General features: G+C 64.7%; 17 protein-coding genes, 2 tRNA genes and 1 pseudogene. 9 read left to right on the top strand and 11 right to left on the bottom strand.

What is annotated here, in order from left to right; genetic code table 11:
- Window positions 1-34: 34 nt before the first annotated feature.
- Entirely contained in the window at window positions 35-514 is a 480-nt protein-coding gene (locus tag J2Y55_RS17290) for a hypothetical protein (protein WP_310155860.1), read from the top strand.
- 229 nt (window positions 515-743) lie between these two features.
- Window positions 744-1,532, top strand: a complete 789-nt coding sequence (locus tag J2Y55_RS17285; RefSeq protein ID WP_310155857.1) for a class II glutamine amidotransferase — start codon at window positions 744-746, stop codon at window positions 1,530-1,532.
- Between the two features lie 28 nt (window positions 1,533-1,560).
- Here J2Y55_RS17285 and J2Y55_RS17280 read toward each other — a convergent pair whose 3' ends face one another.
- Window positions 1,561-2,418, bottom strand: coding sequence for a hypothetical protein (locus tag J2Y55_RS17280; RefSeq protein ID WP_310155854.1), 858 nt, complete (start codon window positions 2,416-2,418; stop codon window positions 1,561-1,563).
- Between the two features lie 212 nt (window positions 2,419-2,630).
- Here J2Y55_RS17280 and hrpB point away from each other — a divergent pair, with 212 nt between their 5' ends.
- Window positions 2,631-5,138 (top strand): ATP-dependent helicase HrpB, encoded by a 2,508-nt coding sequence (gene hrpB, locus J2Y55_RS17275; protein ID WP_310155849.1) that lies wholly within the window; start codon window positions 2,631-2,633, stop codon window positions 5,136-5,138.
- Window positions 5,139-5,267: 129 nt separating this feature from the next.
- On the opposite strand, the gene J2Y55_RS17270 is transcribed toward hrpB, so the two are convergent.
- From J2Y55_RS17270 to aroA, 3 genes are all read right to left on the bottom strand, one after another.
- Window positions 5,268-6,083, bottom strand: coding sequence for a DUF1194 domain-containing protein (locus J2Y55_RS17270; protein WP_310155843.1), 816 nt, complete (start codon window positions 6,081-6,083; stop codon window positions 5,268-5,270).
- Window positions 6,084-6,160: 77 nt separating this feature from the next.
- Window positions 6,161-6,844, bottom strand: a complete 684-nt coding sequence (gene cmk / locus J2Y55_RS17265; RefSeq protein WP_310155841.1) for a (d)CMP kinase — start codon at window positions 6,842-6,844, stop codon at window positions 6,161-6,163.
- Complete coding sequence (gene aroA / locus J2Y55_RS17260) at window positions 6,841-8,181, bottom strand: 3-phosphoshikimate 1-carboxyvinyltransferase (protein ID WP_310155838.1); 1,341 nt, start codon at window positions 8,179-8,181, stop codon at window positions 6,841-6,843. Before aroA ends, cmk begins: the two co-directional genes overlap by 4 nt.
- Window positions 8,182-8,346: 165 nt before the next feature.
- Between aroA and J2Y55_RS17255 the strand changes: the two genes are divergently transcribed.
- Both J2Y55_RS17255 and J2Y55_RS17250 read left to right on the top strand, forming a co-directional pair.
- Window positions 8,347-8,745, top strand: a complete 399-nt coding sequence (locus J2Y55_RS17255) for a TIGR02300 family protein (RefSeq protein WP_069689233.1) — start codon at window positions 8,347-8,349, stop codon at window positions 8,743-8,745.
- 251 nt (window positions 8,746-8,996) lie between these two features.
- A tRNA-Ala gene (locus J2Y55_RS17250) sits at window positions 8,997-9,072 on the top strand.
- A gap of 477 nt (window positions 9,073-9,549) precedes the next feature.
- Here J2Y55_RS17250 and J2Y55_RS17245 read toward each other — a convergent pair.
- The 3 genes and pseudogenes from J2Y55_RS17245 to J2Y55_RS17235 all read right to left on the bottom strand — a co-directional run.
- Window positions 9,550-10,776 (bottom strand): sensor domain-containing diguanylate cyclase, encoded by a 1,227-nt coding sequence (locus J2Y55_RS17245; RefSeq protein ID WP_310155832.1) that lies wholly within the window; start codon window positions 10,774-10,776, stop codon window positions 9,550-9,552.
- A 90-nt stretch (window positions 10,777-10,866) separates the two neighbouring features.
- Window positions 10,867-12,108, bottom strand: coding sequence for a sensor domain-containing phosphodiesterase (locus J2Y55_RS17240; RefSeq protein ID WP_310155829.1), 1,242 nt, complete (start codon window positions 12,106-12,108; stop codon window positions 10,867-10,869).
- Window positions 12,109-12,208: 100 nt separating this feature from the next.
- Window positions 12,209-12,332 (bottom strand): annotated as a pseudogene (locus tag J2Y55_RS17235) (IS3 family transposase); the annotation flags it as partial.
- A 339-nt stretch (window positions 12,333-12,671) separates the two neighbouring features.
- Here J2Y55_RS17235 and J2Y55_RS17230 point away from each other — a divergent pair.
- On the top strand, window positions 12,672-13,253 hold the full coding sequence (locus J2Y55_RS17230) for a hypothetical protein (RefSeq protein ID WP_310155826.1): 582 nt from the start codon (window positions 12,672-12,674) through the stop codon (window positions 13,251-13,253).
- A 113-nt stretch (window positions 13,254-13,366) separates the two neighbouring features.
- Here the strand turns inward: J2Y55_RS17230 and J2Y55_RS17225 are convergent, their stop codons facing one another.
- Window positions 13,367-13,618: a hypothetical protein gene (locus J2Y55_RS17225; RefSeq protein WP_310155823.1), complete on the bottom strand. Its 252-nt coding sequence runs from the start codon at window positions 13,616-13,618 to the stop codon at window positions 13,367-13,369.
- 744 nt (window positions 13,619-14,362) lie between these two features.
- Here J2Y55_RS17225 and J2Y55_RS17220 point away from each other — a divergent pair.
- Window positions 14,363-14,875: a DUF4142 domain-containing protein gene (locus J2Y55_RS17220; protein ID WP_310155821.1), complete on the top strand. Its 513-nt coding sequence runs from the start codon at window positions 14,363-14,365 to the stop codon at window positions 14,873-14,875.
- A 91-nt stretch (window positions 14,876-14,966) separates the two neighbouring features.
- On the opposite strand, the gene J2Y55_RS17215 is transcribed toward J2Y55_RS17220, so the two are convergent.
- Entirely contained in the window at window positions 14,967-15,554 is a 588-nt protein-coding gene (locus tag J2Y55_RS17215; RefSeq protein ID WP_310155819.1) for an SCO family protein, read from the bottom strand.
- A 36-nt stretch (window positions 15,555-15,590) separates the two neighbouring features.
- The gene (locus J2Y55_RS17210) at window positions 15,591-15,767 is read right to left on the bottom strand and encodes a hypothetical protein (RefSeq protein WP_158516160.1); all 177 of its coding nucleotides are present in this window, start codon (window positions 15,765-15,767) and stop codon (window positions 15,591-15,593) included.
- 45 nt (window positions 15,768-15,812) lie between these two features.
- Here J2Y55_RS17210 and J2Y55_RS17205 point away from each other — a divergent pair, with 45 nt between their 5' ends.
- The gene (locus J2Y55_RS17205; protein ID WP_310155810.1) at window positions 15,813-16,205 is read left to right on the top strand and encodes a hypothetical protein; all 393 of its coding nucleotides are present in this window, start codon (window positions 15,813-15,815) and stop codon (window positions 16,203-16,205) included.
- Window positions 16,206-16,220: 15 nt separating this feature from the next.
- Window positions 16,221-17,423 (top strand): BaiN/RdsA family NAD(P)/FAD-dependent oxidoreductase, encoded by a 1,203-nt coding sequence (locus tag J2Y55_RS17200; RefSeq protein ID WP_310156306.1) that lies wholly within the window; start codon window positions 16,221-16,223, stop codon window positions 17,421-17,423.
- Between the two features lie 143 nt (window positions 17,424-17,566).
- On the opposite strand, the gene J2Y55_RS17195 is transcribed toward J2Y55_RS17200, so the two are convergent.
- A tRNA-Gly gene (locus J2Y55_RS17195) sits at window positions 17,567-17,641 on the bottom strand.
- Window positions 17,642-17,859 lie beyond the last annotated feature (218 nt).

Here is a 17,859-nt window from a genome sequence, read left to right as displayed (position 1 = left end):
TGACGCAACGAGAGATGGCAAGGGGATTTCCAGGATGCGCGCGCTTCTGCCAGTTCTTCTGGCCCTTATCTTCGTCCCGGCCCTGGCCAATCCGGTCTTCGCCCAGGTCTCGGTCGCCGAGATCAGGGCCCAGATCTTCCTCGAACGCTCCGGCAAGCTCTCGGATAATCTCATCGGCGCCAATAGGGCACTGCACAACACGGTCATCGGCGAGGGCGATGCCGGCGAGCCGGCAGACGCGGTTCTGGTGACATTGGTGTTCACCGGCGCGAAGAACACCAGATCCTCCGACAAGATCGCCCGCGACCTTGCCTCCATCACGGTCAAGCAGCGGGCCAAGACCGGCGAAAAGACCCTGCTGCGGCGCGTCTATGGCGGTTTCCTGTTCGGCGAGAGTGGGCGCATCCACAAGGCCTTCCTGCTCGACAACGCGACCTGTGCGCCGCTCGATATCGAGGTCAAGGTCGGCCGCAGCGCCAAGAGCGCGACGCTCGATTTCAGCTGCGGCGAGTAGCCCGTCATCATCCCCTGCGCGCCGCAGCGCAGCGTGATGCGGTGCAGGCACGGGACCGTCGTCGGGACGAGGCGACTTCGCGTCTCGCGGTTGCGCATCTGCGCAGCGGCACTGCGCGCCGCAGCGCGTGCGGAATGACCCGCATTGGTCGATTGTTATGCCGGCATTCATTCCTGTAGAATAATCTCCTCCTAGCGGCATCCCGGCCGCGGCCGATTCGGGACCGATCATGTGCCGTTTCCTTGCTTATTCAGGCGCGCCCGTCTTTCTTGAGGATCTCGTCGCGGCGCCCTGCCATTCGCTGATCCACCAATCGCTCCATGCCGAGGAAACCAAGACCGGTACGAATGGCGACGGGTTCGGCGTCGGCTGGTATGGCGACAGGCGCGAGCCGGGGCTTTACCGCGAGGTCAGGCCCGCCTGGGCGGATGAAAACCTGCTCTCGATCGCGCGCCAGGTCCGCTCGCGCCTCTTCTTCGCCCATGTCCGCGCCGCGACGGGCACCGCGACGACGCGAGCCAATTGCCACCCCTTCGCCCATGGCCACCACCTCTTCATGCATAACGGCCAGATCGGCGGCTACGGCCTGATCCGCCGCAAGCTGGAGAGCCTGATTCCCGACGCACTCTATGGCGACCGCGTCGGCACGACCGATTCCGAGGCGATCTTCCTGCTCACCCTGGCCGGCATGGCCGAGGGCATGACACCTGGCGAAGCGCTGGCCTGGGCGCTGGGCGAAGCGCTCGCCCTGATGCAGCAGGCCGGCATCCGCGAGCCCTTGCGCTGCGCCGCGGCGCTTGCCGATGGCGACAGCGTCCATGCGGTGCGCTGGTCCTCCGACCCCAAGCCGCCGACGCTCTATCTCTGCGACCGCGGCGACAGCGTCATCATCGCCTCAGAACCGGTCGATGCCGCGCGCGATTGCTGGCAGGCGCTGCCGGCCAACACCCTGGTCACGGTGCGCACTGGCACGGTCGCGCTGTCGCCTTTCGAGGTCGGGCTGAAGCAGGCGGCCTGAGGCTAAGACGGGCCGTTTCTGTTCGAGATTACGGCTGAAGCCTCACGATCCCATAGGGGTTGAACTTGAATTCGTCCTCGTCATAGGTCGATGCGAAGGACCGGCTTGCCTTGCGCTCGCGCAATGTCGCCTCAAGCCCGCGCCTTGCGATCTCGTCGGCGACCTCGTCCATGAGCGCGACGACCGCCCGTTCGCTGCCCAGCGACTTCGGCGCATAGACCTCCGGCAGCCCGACGAGGTGAAAGCCGACACTTTCCAGATAGCCCTTGGCCTCCAGCGGGCGTTTTGCGAAGGCCAGGCGGCAGATCCGGCCGAGCGCCAGGCTGTCGCCGGCTTCGCGCACGGCCTGGCGCGCCGCTTGCGCCTGGGCCGCCAGCTCCTGCCAGCGCGCCAGCCCATGGGCGATCCCGGCGCTTTCCCCTTTGACGGCCACCGCTCCGGCCTGGATGAGTTGCTGCACCAGCAGCAAGGCGGTGGCGGAGGTCTCGACGGCCGTCTCGGCCGTCATTGGCGGCCCCATCACATAGAGCACCGAACCATGCTCCGCGACAGCGCGTTCGTCCGAGGCCGTCCAGGCCTTGGGCTGCACGCGATCCCAGCATACCGCAAATGAACGCTCCATCCGGTCATCCGCCTCATCCTGGGAATAATCCGTGTCGACGCTGAAGCCCTTGGCGACAGTGCCGATCGCGTTGCGGGCGGCCTCCGACAGCCGCGCCAGATCATGCGCGCGGCCGAGAAAACACAGGACATGGCGCGGCCTGACGGAGATCACAGGGGCGGGATTCGGTTGGGATGGCGCAGGTTTCGGTTCGTCGGCGCGGGACGAGCCGCCCAGCGCCAGCGCGCCGATGAACCACAGGAAGCCGCGACGAATGAGGCTCACATACATCTGATTTCTTGCATCTGATCTCGCGAAGACGGGACGCGCGCGGCGCCGGGCTGATGGCGCGATCCTGTCGGATTCGGCCGGCCCTGGGCAATCCTTTCCTGCAGCATACATCCCCGATTGAACACGAGGCCCCGTTGGAAACTCGGGCGCCGTATTCCGCTCAAAGGCTTGCGCTTCGCCTCCCGTCGCGCCACAGGCGAGACGTCATGCGCGCCTTCGACACGAAGCTCCCCATCGATGCCGTCCTGGACAAGCTCGCAGCCTCGCTGCGGGGGCGCCCCAACGCCGTCCTCGTCGCGCCCCCCGGCGCGGGCAAGACCACGCGCGTGCCGCTCGCCTTGCTCGACGAGCCCTGGGCGAAGGGCGGCAAGCTGATCCTGTTGGAGCCGCGCCGCCTGGCGGCGCGCGGCGCGGCCAACCGCATGGCGCAGACGCTGGGCGAGCGCGTTGGCGAGACGGTCGGCCTGCGCGTCCGGCTCGGCTCCAAGATCGGCCCGAAGACCCGCATCGAGGTCGTCACCGAAGGCGTCTTCGCCCGGATGATCCTCGACGATCCCGGGCTCGACGGCGTCGCGGCCGTGCTCTTCGACGAATTCCACGAGCGCTCGCTCGATGCCGATTTCGGCCTGGCGCTGGCGCTCGATGCACAAGCGGGCCTGCGCGAGGATCTGCGCATCCTGGTGATGTCGGCGACGCTCGATGGCGCGCGCGTCGCGCGATTGCTCGGCGAAGCGCCCGTGATCGAGAGCCAGGGACGGGCCTTCCCTGTCGAGACGCGCTATCGCGGCCGCGATCCGCTGAAGCGCATCGAGGATCAGGTCACGGAGGCCGTGCTTCTGGCGCTGAACGAGCAGGCCGGCTCGCTGCTCGTCTTCCTGCCCGGCCAGGGCGAGATTCGTCGTGTCGAGGAGCGCCTGCGCGAACGCATCCGCGAGGCTTCCGTCGAGATCGCGCCGCTCTATGGCGCGCTCGACCAGGCCGAGCAGGATCGCGCCGTGCTGCCTGCGCCCAAGGGCCGCCGCAAGGTCGTGCTGGCGACCGCCATCGCCGAGACCTCGCTGACGATCGAGGGCGTGCGCGTGGTGATCGATTCAGGCCTTGCCCGCGTGCCGGTCTATGAGCCCGATATCGGCGTGACCCGATTGGAGACGCGCCGCGTCAGCCGCGCGGCGGCAGACCAACGTCGCGGCCGCGCCGGGCGCACCGAGCCCGGCATCTGCTACCGCCTCTGGGAGGAGGCCGGCACCGGCGCGCTGGAGGCTTTCGCACGGCCCGAAATCCTCTCCGCCGACCTGGCCCCCCTGCTGCTCGATTGCGCCGCCTGGGGTGTGACCGACCCGACGAGCCTCGCCTTCCTCGATATGCCGCCCGCACCGGCCCTGAAGGAGGCGCGCGCCCTGCTGACGACGCTGCACGCGCTCGATGGCGATGGCCGCATCACGCCGGAGGGCAAGGCGCTGCAGGCGCTGCCGCTGCCGCCCCGGCTGGCGCGCATGGTCGTGGCCGCTGCGGGCTTCGGCCAGGCGAGCCCGGCGGCCGCGCTTGCCGCACTGCTGGTCGAGCGCGGGCTGGGCGGCGATGCGATCGATCTTGCCGAGCGCCTGGAGCGGCTCGGTCGCGAGCGCGGCGGCCGCGCCGCCGATATGCGCCGGCTGGCCGAAGGCTGGGCGCGCAGCGCGGAGAAGGCGCGTCCGAAACTACGGGAGCTGGCGCTGTCGCTGGGCCTCCTGCTGGCGCTGGCCTATCCAGACCGCATCGCCAGGGCACGCAGCGCGGGCTCCGGCCCGTATCTGCTCGCCAATGGCCGCGGCGCGGCGCTGGAGCCCTCCCAGCGGCTGGCGCGCGAGCCCTGGCTCGTGGTGGCGGAGATGACCGGAGCCGCCCAGCAGGCGCGTATCATGGCGGCGGTAGTGATCACGGAGGCGGACATCCTCTGGCTCGCGGGCGAGGGGCTCGCGCCTTTCACGATCGAGGAGCGCAGCGAGGTCACGTTCGAGCGGGCCGCGCGCGCGCTGCGGGTCCGCGCCATCAGGCGCTATGGCGCGCTGCTGCTGGCGGAACGGCCATTGCCGGTCGACGCGTCCCTGGACAACGCCACGGCGCTGGCCGGGGGTATCGCAACGCTCGGCATCGGGCTCCTGCCCTGGACGAAGGCGCAAATGCAATTGCGCGAGCGCGTCGACTTCCTGCGCAAGGCGACGGCGTCCTCGGGCGGCGACAATCCCTGGCCCGACCTGACGGATGAGGGGCTTGGGCCCGATGTCGCGACATGGCTCGCGCCGCATCTTCCGGGACGCGCCTCGCTTGCGGCGATCCAGGCCTCCGATCTCGATGCGGCGCTGACCGAACTTTTGCCCTGGGATCTGAAACGCCGGCTCGACAGCGAGGCCCCGACGCATTTTACCGCGCCGACGGGCTCCAACCTCGCGGTCGACTATGCCGCCGAGGCCGGCCCGACGATCTCGGTGCGGGTGCAGGAGCTCTTTGGGCTTGGCCTCCACCCTGCGCTGGCCGGGGGCCGCGTGCCGCTGGTGCTGGAATTGCTCTCGCCGGGGCACAAGCCGATCCAGATCACTCGCGATCTGCCGGGCTTCTGGCGCGGCTCATGGTCGGCCGTGAAGTCCGAGATGAAGGGCCGCTACCCACGCCACCCCTGGCCGGACGATCCCGCCGCCGCGCCGCCGACGACGAGGGCGAAGCCGCGCGGGACCTGAGGCTCTGCCGTCATGCTCGCCCTTGTGGCGAGTATCCCTGTCTTGAGCACTAGCCTGGATCAGCGAAGACGTGGATGGTCGGGACAAGCCCGGTCATGACGAAGAAGCAGAATCCCTGCGTGTCGCTGTTCAATTCCCCATCCGGTCGCGCCATTGCCGCTCGCCCGCCAGGCAGCTTGGGTTCTGGCTGGTCGACTGCGCCTTCTGGACGAGCGCTTCGCCATCACGCGGCATCTCGGCGATCTCGCGCACCAGCTTGGTCCGCGTCGCATCGACGAATTGATGGCGCTCGCGAATCGGGATCACGAAGGCGCCGATGCCGGTGACCACGCAGTCCTTGTAGTAGACGTCGAGGTTGTCGATATCGAAATAGCTCGCCTGCTTCAGCATGATCGGCAGGCCGTTGATGTTGATGCCCTTGGCGGCGGCTGCATCGCGCGCGGCGGTGACGGGGCGCCCGTCATTGTTGGCGCCGTCGCCGGAGATATCGATGACCCGGCGCATCGCCGTGACGTTGGACTTTTCCAGAAGTGCCATGCCGAGGTCGATCGCCCCCGAGATCGAGGTGCGCCGGCCGCGCCGCGTCGGCGCCTCGCCCAGCTCCTCGGCGAAGGCCAGCGCCGATTGCGGCGTGTCGATGATGGTCCAGGATTTGACGATGTGCTGGAAGTCGCCGCCGGCCCATTCGAAATAGGTCACGGCGATCTTGCCGATCGCCCCCTTGGCGATGGCGTTATGCAGCTCTTTCGAGCGGAAGGCCTCGATATAGCCGTTTCGCTGCAAGGCGAGCTCGTCGATATCCATTGAATAGGACACATCGAGCGCCAGGACGAGCGCGACATCGACCTCCTCAGCAGGAGCGGCGGCTTGCTGCGCCCTGGGCGCCGTGCCGGTCAGCAGGCTCGCTGCCGTGAGACTCAAGAGACCGAACAGCCAACGCCGCATCGCCACCTCCGTCATCCTATCGTAACGGCAGTGTGCGCCCGGTTTCGATTCCCGCCAAGGGCGAAAGCTGGGCAGGCTCAGTCGCTTATTATAGCATTCTCGTGACTTGGATTGGCACGACGGGCATCGACGATGCCGATAGCGGCTGCGGCCGCTTCCTCGATGGTCAGAGCCGAGGTGTCGAGCAGGACGGCGTCCTCCGCCAATTTGAGGGGAGCGTCGCTGCGGCCGGAATCGCGCGCGTCGCGCCGGCGGATATCGGCCAGGATGCCTTCGAAAGTGGCAGGCTCGCCGCGTCCCGTCAGCTCGCGATGGCGGCGCGCGGCGCGCACTTCGGGCGTGGCGGTGACGAAGAGTTTCGCGCGCGCCTCCGGGCAGATCACCGTGCCGATATCGCGCCCGTCCAGCACAGCGCCGCCGGCTTGCCCGGCGAAGCGGCGCTGGCGCGCGATCAAGCCGCTGCGCACGGCCGGCATCGCCGCGACGACGGAGGCGGCCTCGCCGATCTCGCGCCCGCGCAGGCTGTCCTCGGGAAAGGCGGCTTCATCGAAGCTCGCGACGATCGCCGCTGCGGCGTCCGCATCCTGGATGTCGTGGCCTGCATCGAGCACGGCCCTGGCGACCATGCGGTAGAGCAGTCCGGTATCGAGATAGGGCAGGCCGTAATGCGCGGCGAGCCGGCGCGCCAGCGTGCCCTTGCCGGAGGCGGCGGGACCGTCGACCGCGATGACAAGCCGCTCCCGCCCATTGTTGCGGCTCATGCGATGTCGCCTCCAAGCCCGTTCATCAGGGCGACGAAGCTCGGAAAGCTCGTCGCGATCATCGCGCCGTCATCGACCGTCATCGGTTGCCGCGTCGCCAGCCCCATCACCAGGAAGCTCATGGCGATGCGGTGGTCGAGATGGGTCGCGACCAGGCCGCCGCCTGCGACCTCGCCGCCACGGCCCTCGACGATAAGATCATCGCCTTCGATCGCGCAGGTGACGCCGGCTGCCTTCAGCCCGGCCTCGACGGCGGCCAGGCGATCGGATTCCTTGACGCGCAATTCCTGCAGGCCGCGCATCCGTGTCGTGCCCGTGGCGAAGGAGGCCGCGACCGCCAGCACCGGATATTCGTCGATCATCGCGGGCGCGCGCTCGGGCGGAACCGTAACGCCCTTCAGGGCGCCGGCCCGCACGCGCAGCGTCGCGACCGCCTCGCCACCCTCATTCGCCTCGCCCTCGACGCTGATATCCGCGCCCATCTCGCGCAACGTGGTCAAAAGCCCGCTGCGCAGCGGATTGGTCATCACGCTCTCGATCAGGATGTCCGAGCCCGGCACGATCAGGGCCGCGACCAGCGGAAAGGCGGCCGAGGAGGGGTCTGCCGGCACCACGATCGACGCGGCCTGCAATTCGGGCTGGCCCTTGAGCACGATGCGCCGTCCATGCGCGCCATCCGGCGAAACCGCGACATCCGCGCCGAAATGCCTCAGCATCTTTTCGGTATGGTCGCGCGTCGCCTCGGTTTCGATCACTGTGGTCTCGCCGGGCGCGGCCAGGCCAGCCAGCAGCACGGCCGACTTGACCTGCGCCGAGGCGACCGGCGTGCGATAGGTGATCGGCACGGCCTCCTTCGGCCCGCGCAGGGTCAGCGGCACGCGCCCGCCCTCCTCCTGCGCGACGATCGTCGTGCCCATCAGTTCGAGCGGGTCGAGGATGCGCCGCATCGGGCGCTTGCGCAGCGAGGCGTCGCCATCGAAAACCGTGGTGATCGGATGGGCGCCGCAGACGCCCATCATCAAGCGCGAGCCGGTGCCGGCATTGCCGAAATCGAGCACGCCGCCGGGTTCGCGCAAGCCACCGACGCCGACGCCGCGGACGCGCCAGCTGCCCGGCCTGTCGTGATGGACGATCGCGCCGAGCGCGCGCGCGGCATCGGCCGTGCGCATCACGTCCTCGCCCTCGAGCAGGCCGCTGATCCTCGTCTCGCCGATCGCGAGCAGGCCGAAGATGAGCGAGCGGTGCGAGATCGACTTGTCGCCGGGCACGCGCACGCGTCCCGCAAGTGGGCCCCTGCTGCGTGCGGTGACGGGGATCGGGGGCTGCGCGTGGGCCACTTTGGTCTCTGCCGGCTGGTCTGGGGGAAGCGCGGGCTGCCTAGCATGACCCTTAGCCAGGCGTCACGCGCCCCTCGGGGCGAAATCAACATTTGACAGGGCCGCCTGCCCCGACTAACGGACGCGCCTGCTTTTCAGAACATGCATGATTGAAGGTCCGACGCAGTGGCGAAACCGGAACTTGGAACTAAGCGCGTTTGCCCGACAACGGGCCGCAAATTCTACGACCTGAACAAGGATCCGATCGTCTCGCCCTATACCGGGCAGACCTTCCCGCGTTCGATGTTCGAGCCCCAGGCGAAGGCGGCGGCCGTTGCCGCCAAGCCCGCCGATGACGAGGATGAGGTCGAGGTCGCCGACGGCGCAGTCGAACTCGTCTCGCTCGACGAGGCCGATGCGGAAGCCACCGAGAAGGAGGCTGTCGTCACCAGCGAGGACGATATCGAAGTCGAGGACGACGACATCGCCCCCGAGGACGACACCTTCCTTGAGGAAGACGAGGAAGGCGATGACGACGTCGCCGACCTGATCGATGGCGACATCGAGGGCGACGAGGACGTCTGAGGATTCCGCCCTCTGGGCGGGCGCTGTGCAAGAATGCCTCTGGGCGGGCGCTGTGAAAGAATGCCTCTGGGCAGGCACTGTGAAAGAATGACGATTAGGCGACATTCAGCGCTTGAGTCTTCCGGCACTCCCGCCTATAGAGCGCTTCGCCGCTCGCAGCGGCGACAAGGACGGGACGGTCGATCACCGCAAAGGTGAGGCATGACCGCCCGGGAATATCCCGGCTGACCCCCAAATCAGCCGGCTAGCGTGGGGCCATAGCTCAGTTGGGAGAGCGCTTGAATGGCATTCAAGAGGTCGGCGGTTCGATTCCGCCTGGCTCCACCATTTCTTCCTTCCTAAACATCTGTCAGAGATAGAGAACTCGGCGGTGCCGTTTTCTCGGTCCTACTCCGCGCACTGGATCGAGGCGCGTCGGCGTGGATTACTGCGGACGCTTTTGGACAAGCCTCTGAAATTCGTTCGGCGCCTGTCGTCAGACTGATTCGTCCGAGCCGGGTGGCTTTGCTGCTGGCGAGCCCGAGCAGGCCGCGCCTCCTTCGCTAGCTTGCCCAAGTCGCTTGTCCTTGCTGGGGAGCTGCCCTGCGGGATGGGCAATCGATTTTCAGCGCACCGCAGATCATTCACGAAGGCCACGAAAGCTTCCGTGCTTTCGAGCGCGCACTCCTGCTTCAGATCATCCGTCCATGGCGCTGCCCGCATAGGACGGCGCACCGAACTGCGACCGGGTTGCCGGCGCCTGGGCTGATGTCCGCTGGGCCTGGTTGGCTGTGCCCGCCTGCGCGGAAGGCCCCGGCGATTTACTCAAGCAAATTGGACATCGATCTCCGAATCTGCCTTCCGAGCGATCTGGCAGGCTCGCGAAAAAGAATCGACTTCAATGGCCAATTTGAAACGATCAGGGACGCCTGCGGTACTAAGCACAGCCAGGTTTGCCCCGTGTTCTGAGAGGCGCCGGACTGTGCAGTTGATCACCGAGCGTCCACCGTTGAAAACGATTTGCCCCGCCTTAAGAACGCGTCTGCCCAGTGACCAACTGGCACTTTCGGCGTTCTGGCTCACGACGCAGCGATTTCGCCCGGTTGCTTTCGCTGCATAAAGCGCTTCATCAGCGGCCTTCAAGATTGCGTCCACATCGGCGAAGGCTGGGCCGAAGCTGGCAACCCCGAAGCTGGCAGTCACATTGAAAGCCGCGTCGACGCCTTCGAATTGCTGCGAGGCTATTCCCTCACGCAATTTCTCAGCCACGTTCATCGTTGCCGCTTTATCGGTATGGGGGAGCAGAATTGCGAACTCCTCGCCACCCAGCCGACCAAGCAAGTCGGTTTGGCGCAGGAGTTTTCGGCACACTTCGACACTTCCGCCGAGTACGGCATCGCCGATGGCATGGCCATAGCGGTCATTGATCCCCTTAAAATGATCGAGATCGAAAGTGATGCAGCCGGCTTCATGGCGATGACGAGCAGCGAGCGCCAGGATCCGAGTTGCTTCGTCCCGAAAGGATCTTCGGGAGCGTGCGCCGGTCAGGCTATCTGTCGCTGCAACATGCCTCAATTCCATTTCGTTCATCACGATCTGGGCCAGGTCTTTTAGAGTCACGATGTCCTCGGCGTCGACTTGCCGGGGAACGGTGTCCATCGCGCAAAGTGTGCCGATGTTCTGTCCGTCCACGCTCAGTGGAACGCCCAAATAGAAGCGCAAATGAGGTGCGCCGACGACCAGCGGGTTATTTGCGAAACGCGGATCGGAGCGCGCATCCTGGACAACGAGCGGGGTGGGTTGGCGGATGGTCAGATTGCACAATGCGCTTTGCCGATCGCCTTCGCACTCGGTGACGCCTGTGCGTGACTTGAACCACTGGCGGTGGCCATCAAGAAAGGTGACCGTTGCCATCGAGACATTGAGCGTTCGCCGAACCAGCCGTGTGACGCGGTCGAATGTCTCTTCGTTGGGGGTGTCGAGTACGTCATAGCGCGCGAGCACATCGAGACGATTTTGCTCGCGAGAAGCGTCAAGTACTGGCGCGGCCATGTTGGGCCTCGAGGAAAACGCGGAACAGCGGTTCAAGTCAAACACAATGAGATTTAATGGAATATTAAGGGCTCTCGCTCCGACGTTAGCTCAGCGATCGGCCGCCAATTTTCCGGCGAAGCCGCGGAGGAAATCGGGAAGTTCTTGCGGGCGGCCGAAATAATATCCTTGGCCCTTATCGAATTTCAGATCGCGTAAGGTCCGAAATTCGCCTTCGGTCTCGACCCCTTCCGCCACAACACTTGTTCGAGTGCGCTGCGCAAATTCAGAGAGTGCCGCTGCCATGGCTTGGCGAACCGGGTCGGTATCGACGCCCCGCGTCAGGCTGATGTCGAACTTGATGATATCTGGACGCATAGCGAGGATATGCCGCAGGCTCGAGTAGCCTGCGCCGGCATCGTCGATTGCGACGCGGACCCCGGATGCTCGAATTGGAGCTATCGCCAGTAGGATGGGATCATAGTTATCGATCGGAACATGTTCCGTGACTTCTATGATGAGCCGTCGATGATCGAAGCCGCGGAGAGCATCCAGCACGTCTCCGGTAATCAGCGTAGCGGGCGAAATGTTCACGCTGACCGTTAGATCAGCCGGGAGATCTGAGCTGCACGCCAGCGCCTTTCGGACCGCCAGGAGTTCCAGCTGATGGCCCAAACCGACCTTATATGCATCCGCGAACCAAAGGTCTGGCGACAGATTGCGGTCGCTGGCGAAACGCGCAAGACACTCGACACCGACAACCGCCTGGTCATCGAGGCGTATAATTGGCTGAAAGACGATTTGCGGATCACCAAGCTCAATCGCTGAGCCGATCCTGTTGGCGGTCGTGCGTCGTTCTGCTTCGAGCTTGAGATCCGCCGTCAGGTCATTTGCCAGCATTCGGCCGAAAGTACGCAATAATTCGAGGTCGCGCTTATCGAGGAGCGGGTTAGGCAAATGGCTGAAGCAGCAGAACGTCCCAAAAGTCCTGCCTCCGTCGAGTTGAATCGGAACGCTCAGATGGGACCCAATTGGAATTGAGGTGGTTTCGGGGATCGTCCACGCAAACTCGATCTCTCGCGTGTCGGGAATTAGCTCTGGCAACTGTCCGCTAGCGATATGACGGCAATAGCCGGCCGCCATCGGGATGACGTCACCAACGCGATACGGCGCTTCGCGGTCGGCGCAGTCAACGTTACGAAAAATGCGGTTTTGCCCCAAAAACTCGGAGACGAACGCAACATCCATCTTTAGATAACTGCGAATGCTTGAGAGTACGCGATCGATGTTCTCAGCAATATGCGAGGAAATGGTCGTCGGCGCGGGATCCCGCGCTAGGGCAGTCGCATCCATTCTGACCCTCCTGGGTCTCTCCTTGGTCGCAAGTATTCGAGACTGATCAAAACCGTAAATCCGTTAAGGAAGCGCATAGAACGGACTGCGATATGCTCACGCGACGATGCGAGTAAGCCCTTTCCCCGGTCGCCCAGCTTACGAACGTTCTCCGCGATCCAGGCTCCAGACGTTTTTTTTCCGAGGGCCTCATGCAACGTCGCGACGTCCAGCATCCCGCTGCTTCCGACGGAGTCCAAGTCAAACCGAGGGCGCTGGAGGCCTGTGGCTTCGTCCGCACGATACTGCGGGATCAGGTTGCCATTCTCATGCTAGCCGCGCTGACGGCCGACCGCCTTTCCGGGCGATCCCAGCCTTTGTCCCCAGACCGATGAAACTGGCGACGGTTTCCGGCAAATCGGTCGGCGTGCCGCGCCCCGTCGCTGCGGCTAGGCATCGACCTGCGCGACACCGAGCTTTCGCCATAACCACTCGGGAGGTGGCTGAGCGTCTTGTGCGGTTCGTACGGGGCGGTCACAAAAGGACCTCCATAGTGCATGCGGTAGTCGCTGTTGGGGGGCGCCTTGGGATTCTGGAGCAAGAAGGACACGCCACCTCCCACCCTGCCCGGGGAGTGGACCTCAGACCTATGGGACGAGTTCTCGCGCAAGAACCATGTGGTGCAAGGCTTCGTCGGCCTAGACGCTATGAACACTCGCTGTGACATGGATGACCCCGGCCACCCCGCAGACATTAAGGTCCGGTTTTCGGGGAGACTGGGCGCGGACCAGCAAAGTGCATTGAGGCAAATGCGGGTCAGCGTCGGGTTCGAGCCCGCTTCTGAGAGCTTGCGGCTCGCCAGCCGGTTTGGTGAAGGGGCAATGGGTTGGGGCCAAACGACGAACTGGGAGACGCGGAGCCCGCCCTCCCTGCATCTCCAGCTGTTTGGCACGGCGCAACAGCAGCGGGCGCTGGAGGAGCTGTTTGTCCGGGCCAAGCTGCTGCGAATGCCGCACGTAACCATGAACTACTGGGGCACCATCGTGGAGCCTTGGTGGGAGCCGCAAGCGAACTTCGTGCGTGTCTTCAGCCTTTCGCGCGTGATCTTCGTCCAGAACCTCAGTTTGACAGGAGACGCGCCGGAGTCGGCAACGCCGTGGCCATGAGGGGGCGATGCACCTTTGAAAGGCCACACTGATCCCAACCTTTACCCGCGACCGATGAAGATTGGTGACGGTTACAGGCGAATCAGCCGGCACGCCGCGCCCTACGACCGCCGCTAAGTATCAGCCTGCGCAACACCGAGCTTTTGCCGGAGCTGCGCCCTGTCCAGGCAGGAGACGTCATAGGTCACTTGGCGACCTTTGAATTCCTGGTGAGTGGCGAGCTGTTTGGTCATGGCACGCGTGATGTCGTCGATCCGGGCTTCGCAGGCTTCGACGCTGGTGAAGCCCATCTCGCTGATTCGCGTCGCCATGCATGTCGGCTCCCCCGACACGCAGGCCATGATGACCATCGTAAAGGCGTCCATGACTTCACTCCCAAGGTGGCTCTGCGTCGGGGGTGGCCTCTATCCGCTCAAAAGTGATGCTTCATGGTTACCCAAGCCTTAAGAAGCCTCGCCGGGCGTAAGGCGCAAATCCCGGGCCAACGCCGTCTTCACGGCGGGTGCCTGGCTGCGGCGAGAGCAGGATGCGAAAAAGTAGGAGCCGGTTATTCGCATTGATCCCGCCCTCGCTTTTTGATGAGAGCCGGCGCCACTTCGCTCGAAAACGCCCTAACGCCTGCGCCGCCGGTTGGAGCGCGCCCGCCGGCGTCTGACGGCTTTCATCATCAGTGTCAGCATGGCGAGCAGCATGTTCGACAACGTTCGGTTCAGGAGTTTCGCCCGGCATCCTCCCGACCCTCGAAGGCAGCCTTATGTCGAAAGACTACATCGATGCGGGCACGTTTAAGGCAGCAGTCTGTGCGGCCGCGATGCTCGGCATGGTTGGTTCGAGCGACCTCCAATCCAGAATGTGGCGTGGCTTGTGAACCTGTTCCCGGTCTGCCGCGTCTAACGATCGGGCGTCGCGTTTGCGCAGCCTTGCCGCCCCGGTCCGTCCCCTCCCAATGGTGGCTGGGGCGGCACCTGTCGCAATCAGGCAGCCTCACCAGTTGATGTGGGTTCGGGCAGGCTCATAATCCGCAGCTGCCAAGCTTCGCGCGTAAATGAACATTCAGCGCTGACGGAAGTTCACCCCTTTTGAGTTTTAGCTCATCTGGGGAGAGTTCCATGGACCGCCGGTCATTTCTGCAAGCAGCGATGGTTTCTGCTCTCCCCTCGGCAGCATTTGGACAAAGCGCGCCGGCCGGGATGTCGCCTGAACAGAAACATGCGGCGGAAACGCTGGAAGCGAGCGCGACGTCGCTGGAGGCAAGCCGCGCGGCTGCCACCAAGGCTGTCGATACGAATGTCCGGCGATTTGCCCAGTTCGAGGCGGCGGAGCAGGACGTGGTGGCATCGGTGGTCAAGGCCGCCACCGGCATGTCGGAGACCGCTCCTCCCCCCTTGAGTGCCGAGGCGAAAGCCATGGTCGAGATTCTGAAGGCGATGCCGACCGGTCCGGAGTTCGACAAGGCCTATGTGAAAGGGCAGGTCGAAGGGCACCAGCGGCTTCTGCAGATTCAGGAGGTCTATCTGACCAACGGCAAGAATCAGACCCACCGCTCGATCGCGATGCTGATTCGCGGCCATATCAAGGAGCATCTGGCTCAGCTGGAACTCATGAACAAGCTGCCGGCCTAGTGTGAGCCGGCGCGCCGATTCGGGTTCCCTGTCGATCCGTCATTTGAAATCGGCAGCCAAGACCGCCCTAGCCTGGCGCGGCGGTGCCTGCCTAGAGATGCCGCAGCCACTCCGCCGCGGCCTCCGCCGGCGGCCGCTCGCTGTTGAAGGCGCCGATGAAGCTGCCGTCCTTGCCCATCAGATAGACCAGCGCAGTGTGGTCCATGGTGTAGTCGCCATCCTTGAGCGGGACCTTCTTGGCATAGGCGCGGTAGGCCTTGACCGTGGCGTCGATCGCCGCCTGGTCGCCGGTCAGTCCAACGATGCGCGGATCGAAGCTGCCGAGATAGCTCTTCAAGGTCTCCGGCGTGTCGCGCGCGGGATCGACGCTGATGAACAGCGCGCGCAGCTTCTCGCCCTTGGGACCGGCGGCGCGCAGCATCTCCGAGATCTCAAACAGCTTGGTCGGGCAGATGTCGGGGCAATGGGTGAAGCCGAAGAAGACCAGGAAGGGCGCGCCGCGCAGTTCCTTGTCGGTCAATGTCTTGCCGTCAGGCGTCGTCAGCGAGAACGGCCCGCCGACGCTCGCCGTTCCCGTCTGGTTCTGTCGTGTCGGCGAAAAGGTGATGATCGCGGCCGCGGCGAGCGCGAGCGCCCCCAGAAGAAAGACGATCAGGGGCAGGATGAGGCGGCGTTGCACGGCGGGCGATCCGGTTTCAGGGCGTTTGGATGGGGTTCAGAAGCAGGCGACGAGGGCGGCGATGAGGCCGTCGGTGAAAAGCCGGTCGCCTTCGCGCCACCAGAGCAAGAGCCCGGTCAAAAGCAGGCCGAGCGCGCCGCCGGCGAGCAGCAGGATGCCCGCTCGCGACGGCGGGGCCGTATCCTGCTGCGGATCGTCCTGCGCTTGCGTCATGGGCCAACTCATACCCCCGCGCGGCCGTGGCCGGAAGCGGCCTCCGTGACGCAGGTCATGAGCGTTTGGGGCGGATTGGAGCGCTTCACCGGAGCGAAGTCGAACCCGAAGGGTTCGCAAGGGCGACTGCCCGCCGGCCGGTCAGGCCGCCCCATCGGAGCGATGAGCGGAGCGAACTCGCGTGAGATACGGGAAATGGACCAGCCGATCGGGATCGAACCGACAACATTCAGCCTGGAAAGCGGCGCCAAGCCGTTGAACGTCCTCGCCCGCGTTCATCGACGGATTGGCCTACAGGATCGCCGGGTCGCGACAAGACTCGAGATCGCAGTCTCATCTGTTGATGGACGGTCGCCGATCATCTACCCGAAGCTTAAGCGTAGTGCGATGCCATCCGAGACGCTGCGCAATGGCCCGTCAGGGCTCTTCTGGGGCTAGCAGCATTCGATGTCGATTGAGCGTTTCGACACTGTCATCCTGGGTGCCGGTGCTGCTGGAATGATGTGCGCGATCCATGCCGCAGCGCGCGGCGGGCGTGTTCTCATCGTCGATCATGCCAAAGCGCCCGGCGAAAAAATCCGCATTTCCGGCGGGGGCCGCTGCAACTTCACCAATATCGGAACAAGCGCGCGCAATTTTTTGTCGAATAATCCGCATTTCGCCAAATCTGCGCTGGGCCGATACACGCAGCATGATTTCGTGGCGTTGGTCGAAAAACACGGCATTGCCTATCACGAGAAAGCGCTCGGGCAGCTCTTCTGCGATGAGTCCGCCAAGGATATCATCGCAATGCTGATGGATGAGATGGCGCGCGCGGCCTGCGAATTGCGCCTCAGAACCACATTGGAAAACCTGGAGCGGAGCGATGACGGCTTTGCGATCGTGCTTGGCGGTGAGGGGGCCGCCAAAATTCGGTGCCGGCAGTTTGTCGTTGCGTCCGGAGGAAAATCCATCCCGAAAATGGGAGCATCCAGCCTTGGCTACCAGATCGCCGGCCAGTTTGGTTTGGCGGTGACGGAGACGCGCCCAGCCCTGGTGCCGCTGACATTCGGTGAAGACGTTCTTGCCGGGTTTCGCGAGATGGCCGGCGTCGCTGCAGATGCGCGGGTCTCGTGCGGCAAGACCACATTCGACGAGGCGCTGCTGTTCACGCATCGCGGGCTTTCCGGCCCGGCGATCCTGCAGATTTCGTCCTATTGGCGCGAGAAAGCACCGATCAGGATCGCGTTCCTGCCCAGGCAGGACGTGTTCGCCGGTTTGCGCGCGTCCAGACAGGACAACGGCCGCAGAAGCATCGCCAATACGCTTGGTGATATTCTGCCGAAGCGATTGGCCTCTTATCTCGCCGATGCCCATGGTTGGGCGGGGCCCATCGGCGACGCCAGCGACAAGAAGCTCGCCGCGATCGCGTCCACCATTCAAGGCTGGGAGGTCATGCCCATCGGATCGGAAGGATACCGGACAGCGGAGGTGACGCTCGGTGGCGTCGATACGTCCGGTCTGAACTCACGGACGATGGAAGCAAGCACGGTCGACGGCCTGTACTTCATCGGTGAAGTGGTCGACGTCACCGGCTGGCTCGGTGGCTACAATTTCCAATGGGCGTGGTCATCAGGCTGGGCGGCAGGGACCGCCATCGCCGAACGCACCGGGTGAGATGCCCGCGCGGCACGAGGGCAAATTCCTGAACGATTGAAAATGCTCGTGGGCGTTCCCAGCCAAACCATGCCGGAGAGGATGGATTCCGCGGCCCGGGTCGCGAAGCCGGCGTTCTAACATATTGTTGTCAAAACGTTTTTTGGAGCGGGCGATCGGGATCGAACCGACGACATTCAGCTTGGGAAGCTGACGTTCTACCACTGAACTACGCCCGCATGCCGGTTCGCGGGCATGTGCCTGCCGCCGACATCTGCCTCCATAGCGGGATCGCCGGCCCGAGTCATCTCCCAATAAGCGCCAATGCACGATCGCGATTCACGCGGCCACTGCCTGGCAAAGCGGCATCGCCGGTTCGCCAGGGCGATGGCGAGGCGGCGCTTCTTTTCTGAAACCCTCGATTTTCGCCAATAGCATCAGGCGCCTCCGCATCACG

Origin of the sequence: Allobosea sp. BE125 (genome assembly GCF_031456075.1) — a bacterium.
GTDB lineage: Bacteria > Pseudomonadota > Alphaproteobacteria > Rhizobiales > Beijerinckiaceae > Allobosea.
Note: the sequence above shows the minus strand (reverse complement) of the source record. Positions and strands in the feature narration are given on the sequence as shown.

Excerpts from the sequence above, each read along its gene's own strand:
- J2Y55_RS17290 (WP_310155860.1), top strand. The coding sequence starts at position 35 with ATGCGCGCGCTTCTGCCAGTTCTTCTGGCCCTTATCTTCGTCCCGGCC.
- J2Y55_RS17285 (WP_310155857.1), top strand. The coding sequence starts at position 744 with ATGTGCCGTTTCCTTGCTTATTCAGGCGCGCCCGTCTTTCTTGAGGAT.
- hrpB (WP_310155849.1), top strand. The coding sequence starts at position 2,631 with ATGCGCGCCTTCGACACGAAGCTCCCCATCGATGCCGTCCTGGACAAG.
- J2Y55_RS17270 (WP_310155843.1), bottom strand. The coding sequence starts at position 6,083 with ATGCGGCGTTGGCTGTTCGGTCTCTTGAGTCTCACGGCAGCGAGCCTG.
- cmk (WP_310155841.1), bottom strand. The coding sequence starts at position 6,844 with ATGAGCCGCAACAATGGGCGGGAGCGGCTTGTCATCGCGGTCGACGGT.
- J2Y55_RS17245 (WP_310155832.1), bottom strand. The coding sequence starts at position 10,776 with ATGGCCGCGCCAGTACTTGACGCTTCTCGCGAGCAAAATCGTCTCGAT.
- J2Y55_RS17240 (WP_310155829.1), bottom strand. The coding sequence starts at position 12,108 with ATGGATGCGACTGCCCTAGCGCGGGATCCCGCGCCGACGACCATTTCC.
- J2Y55_RS17225 (WP_310155823.1), bottom strand. The coding sequence starts at position 13,618 with ATGGACGCCTTTACGATGGTCATCATGGCCTGCGTGTCGGGGGAGCCG.
- J2Y55_RS17220 (WP_310155821.1), top strand. The coding sequence starts at position 14,363 with ATGGACCGCCGGTCATTTCTGCAAGCAGCGATGGTTTCTGCTCTCCCC.
- J2Y55_RS17210 (WP_158516160.1), bottom strand. The coding sequence starts at position 15,767 with ATGACGCAAGCGCAGGACGATCCGCAGCAGGATACGGCCCCGCCGTCG.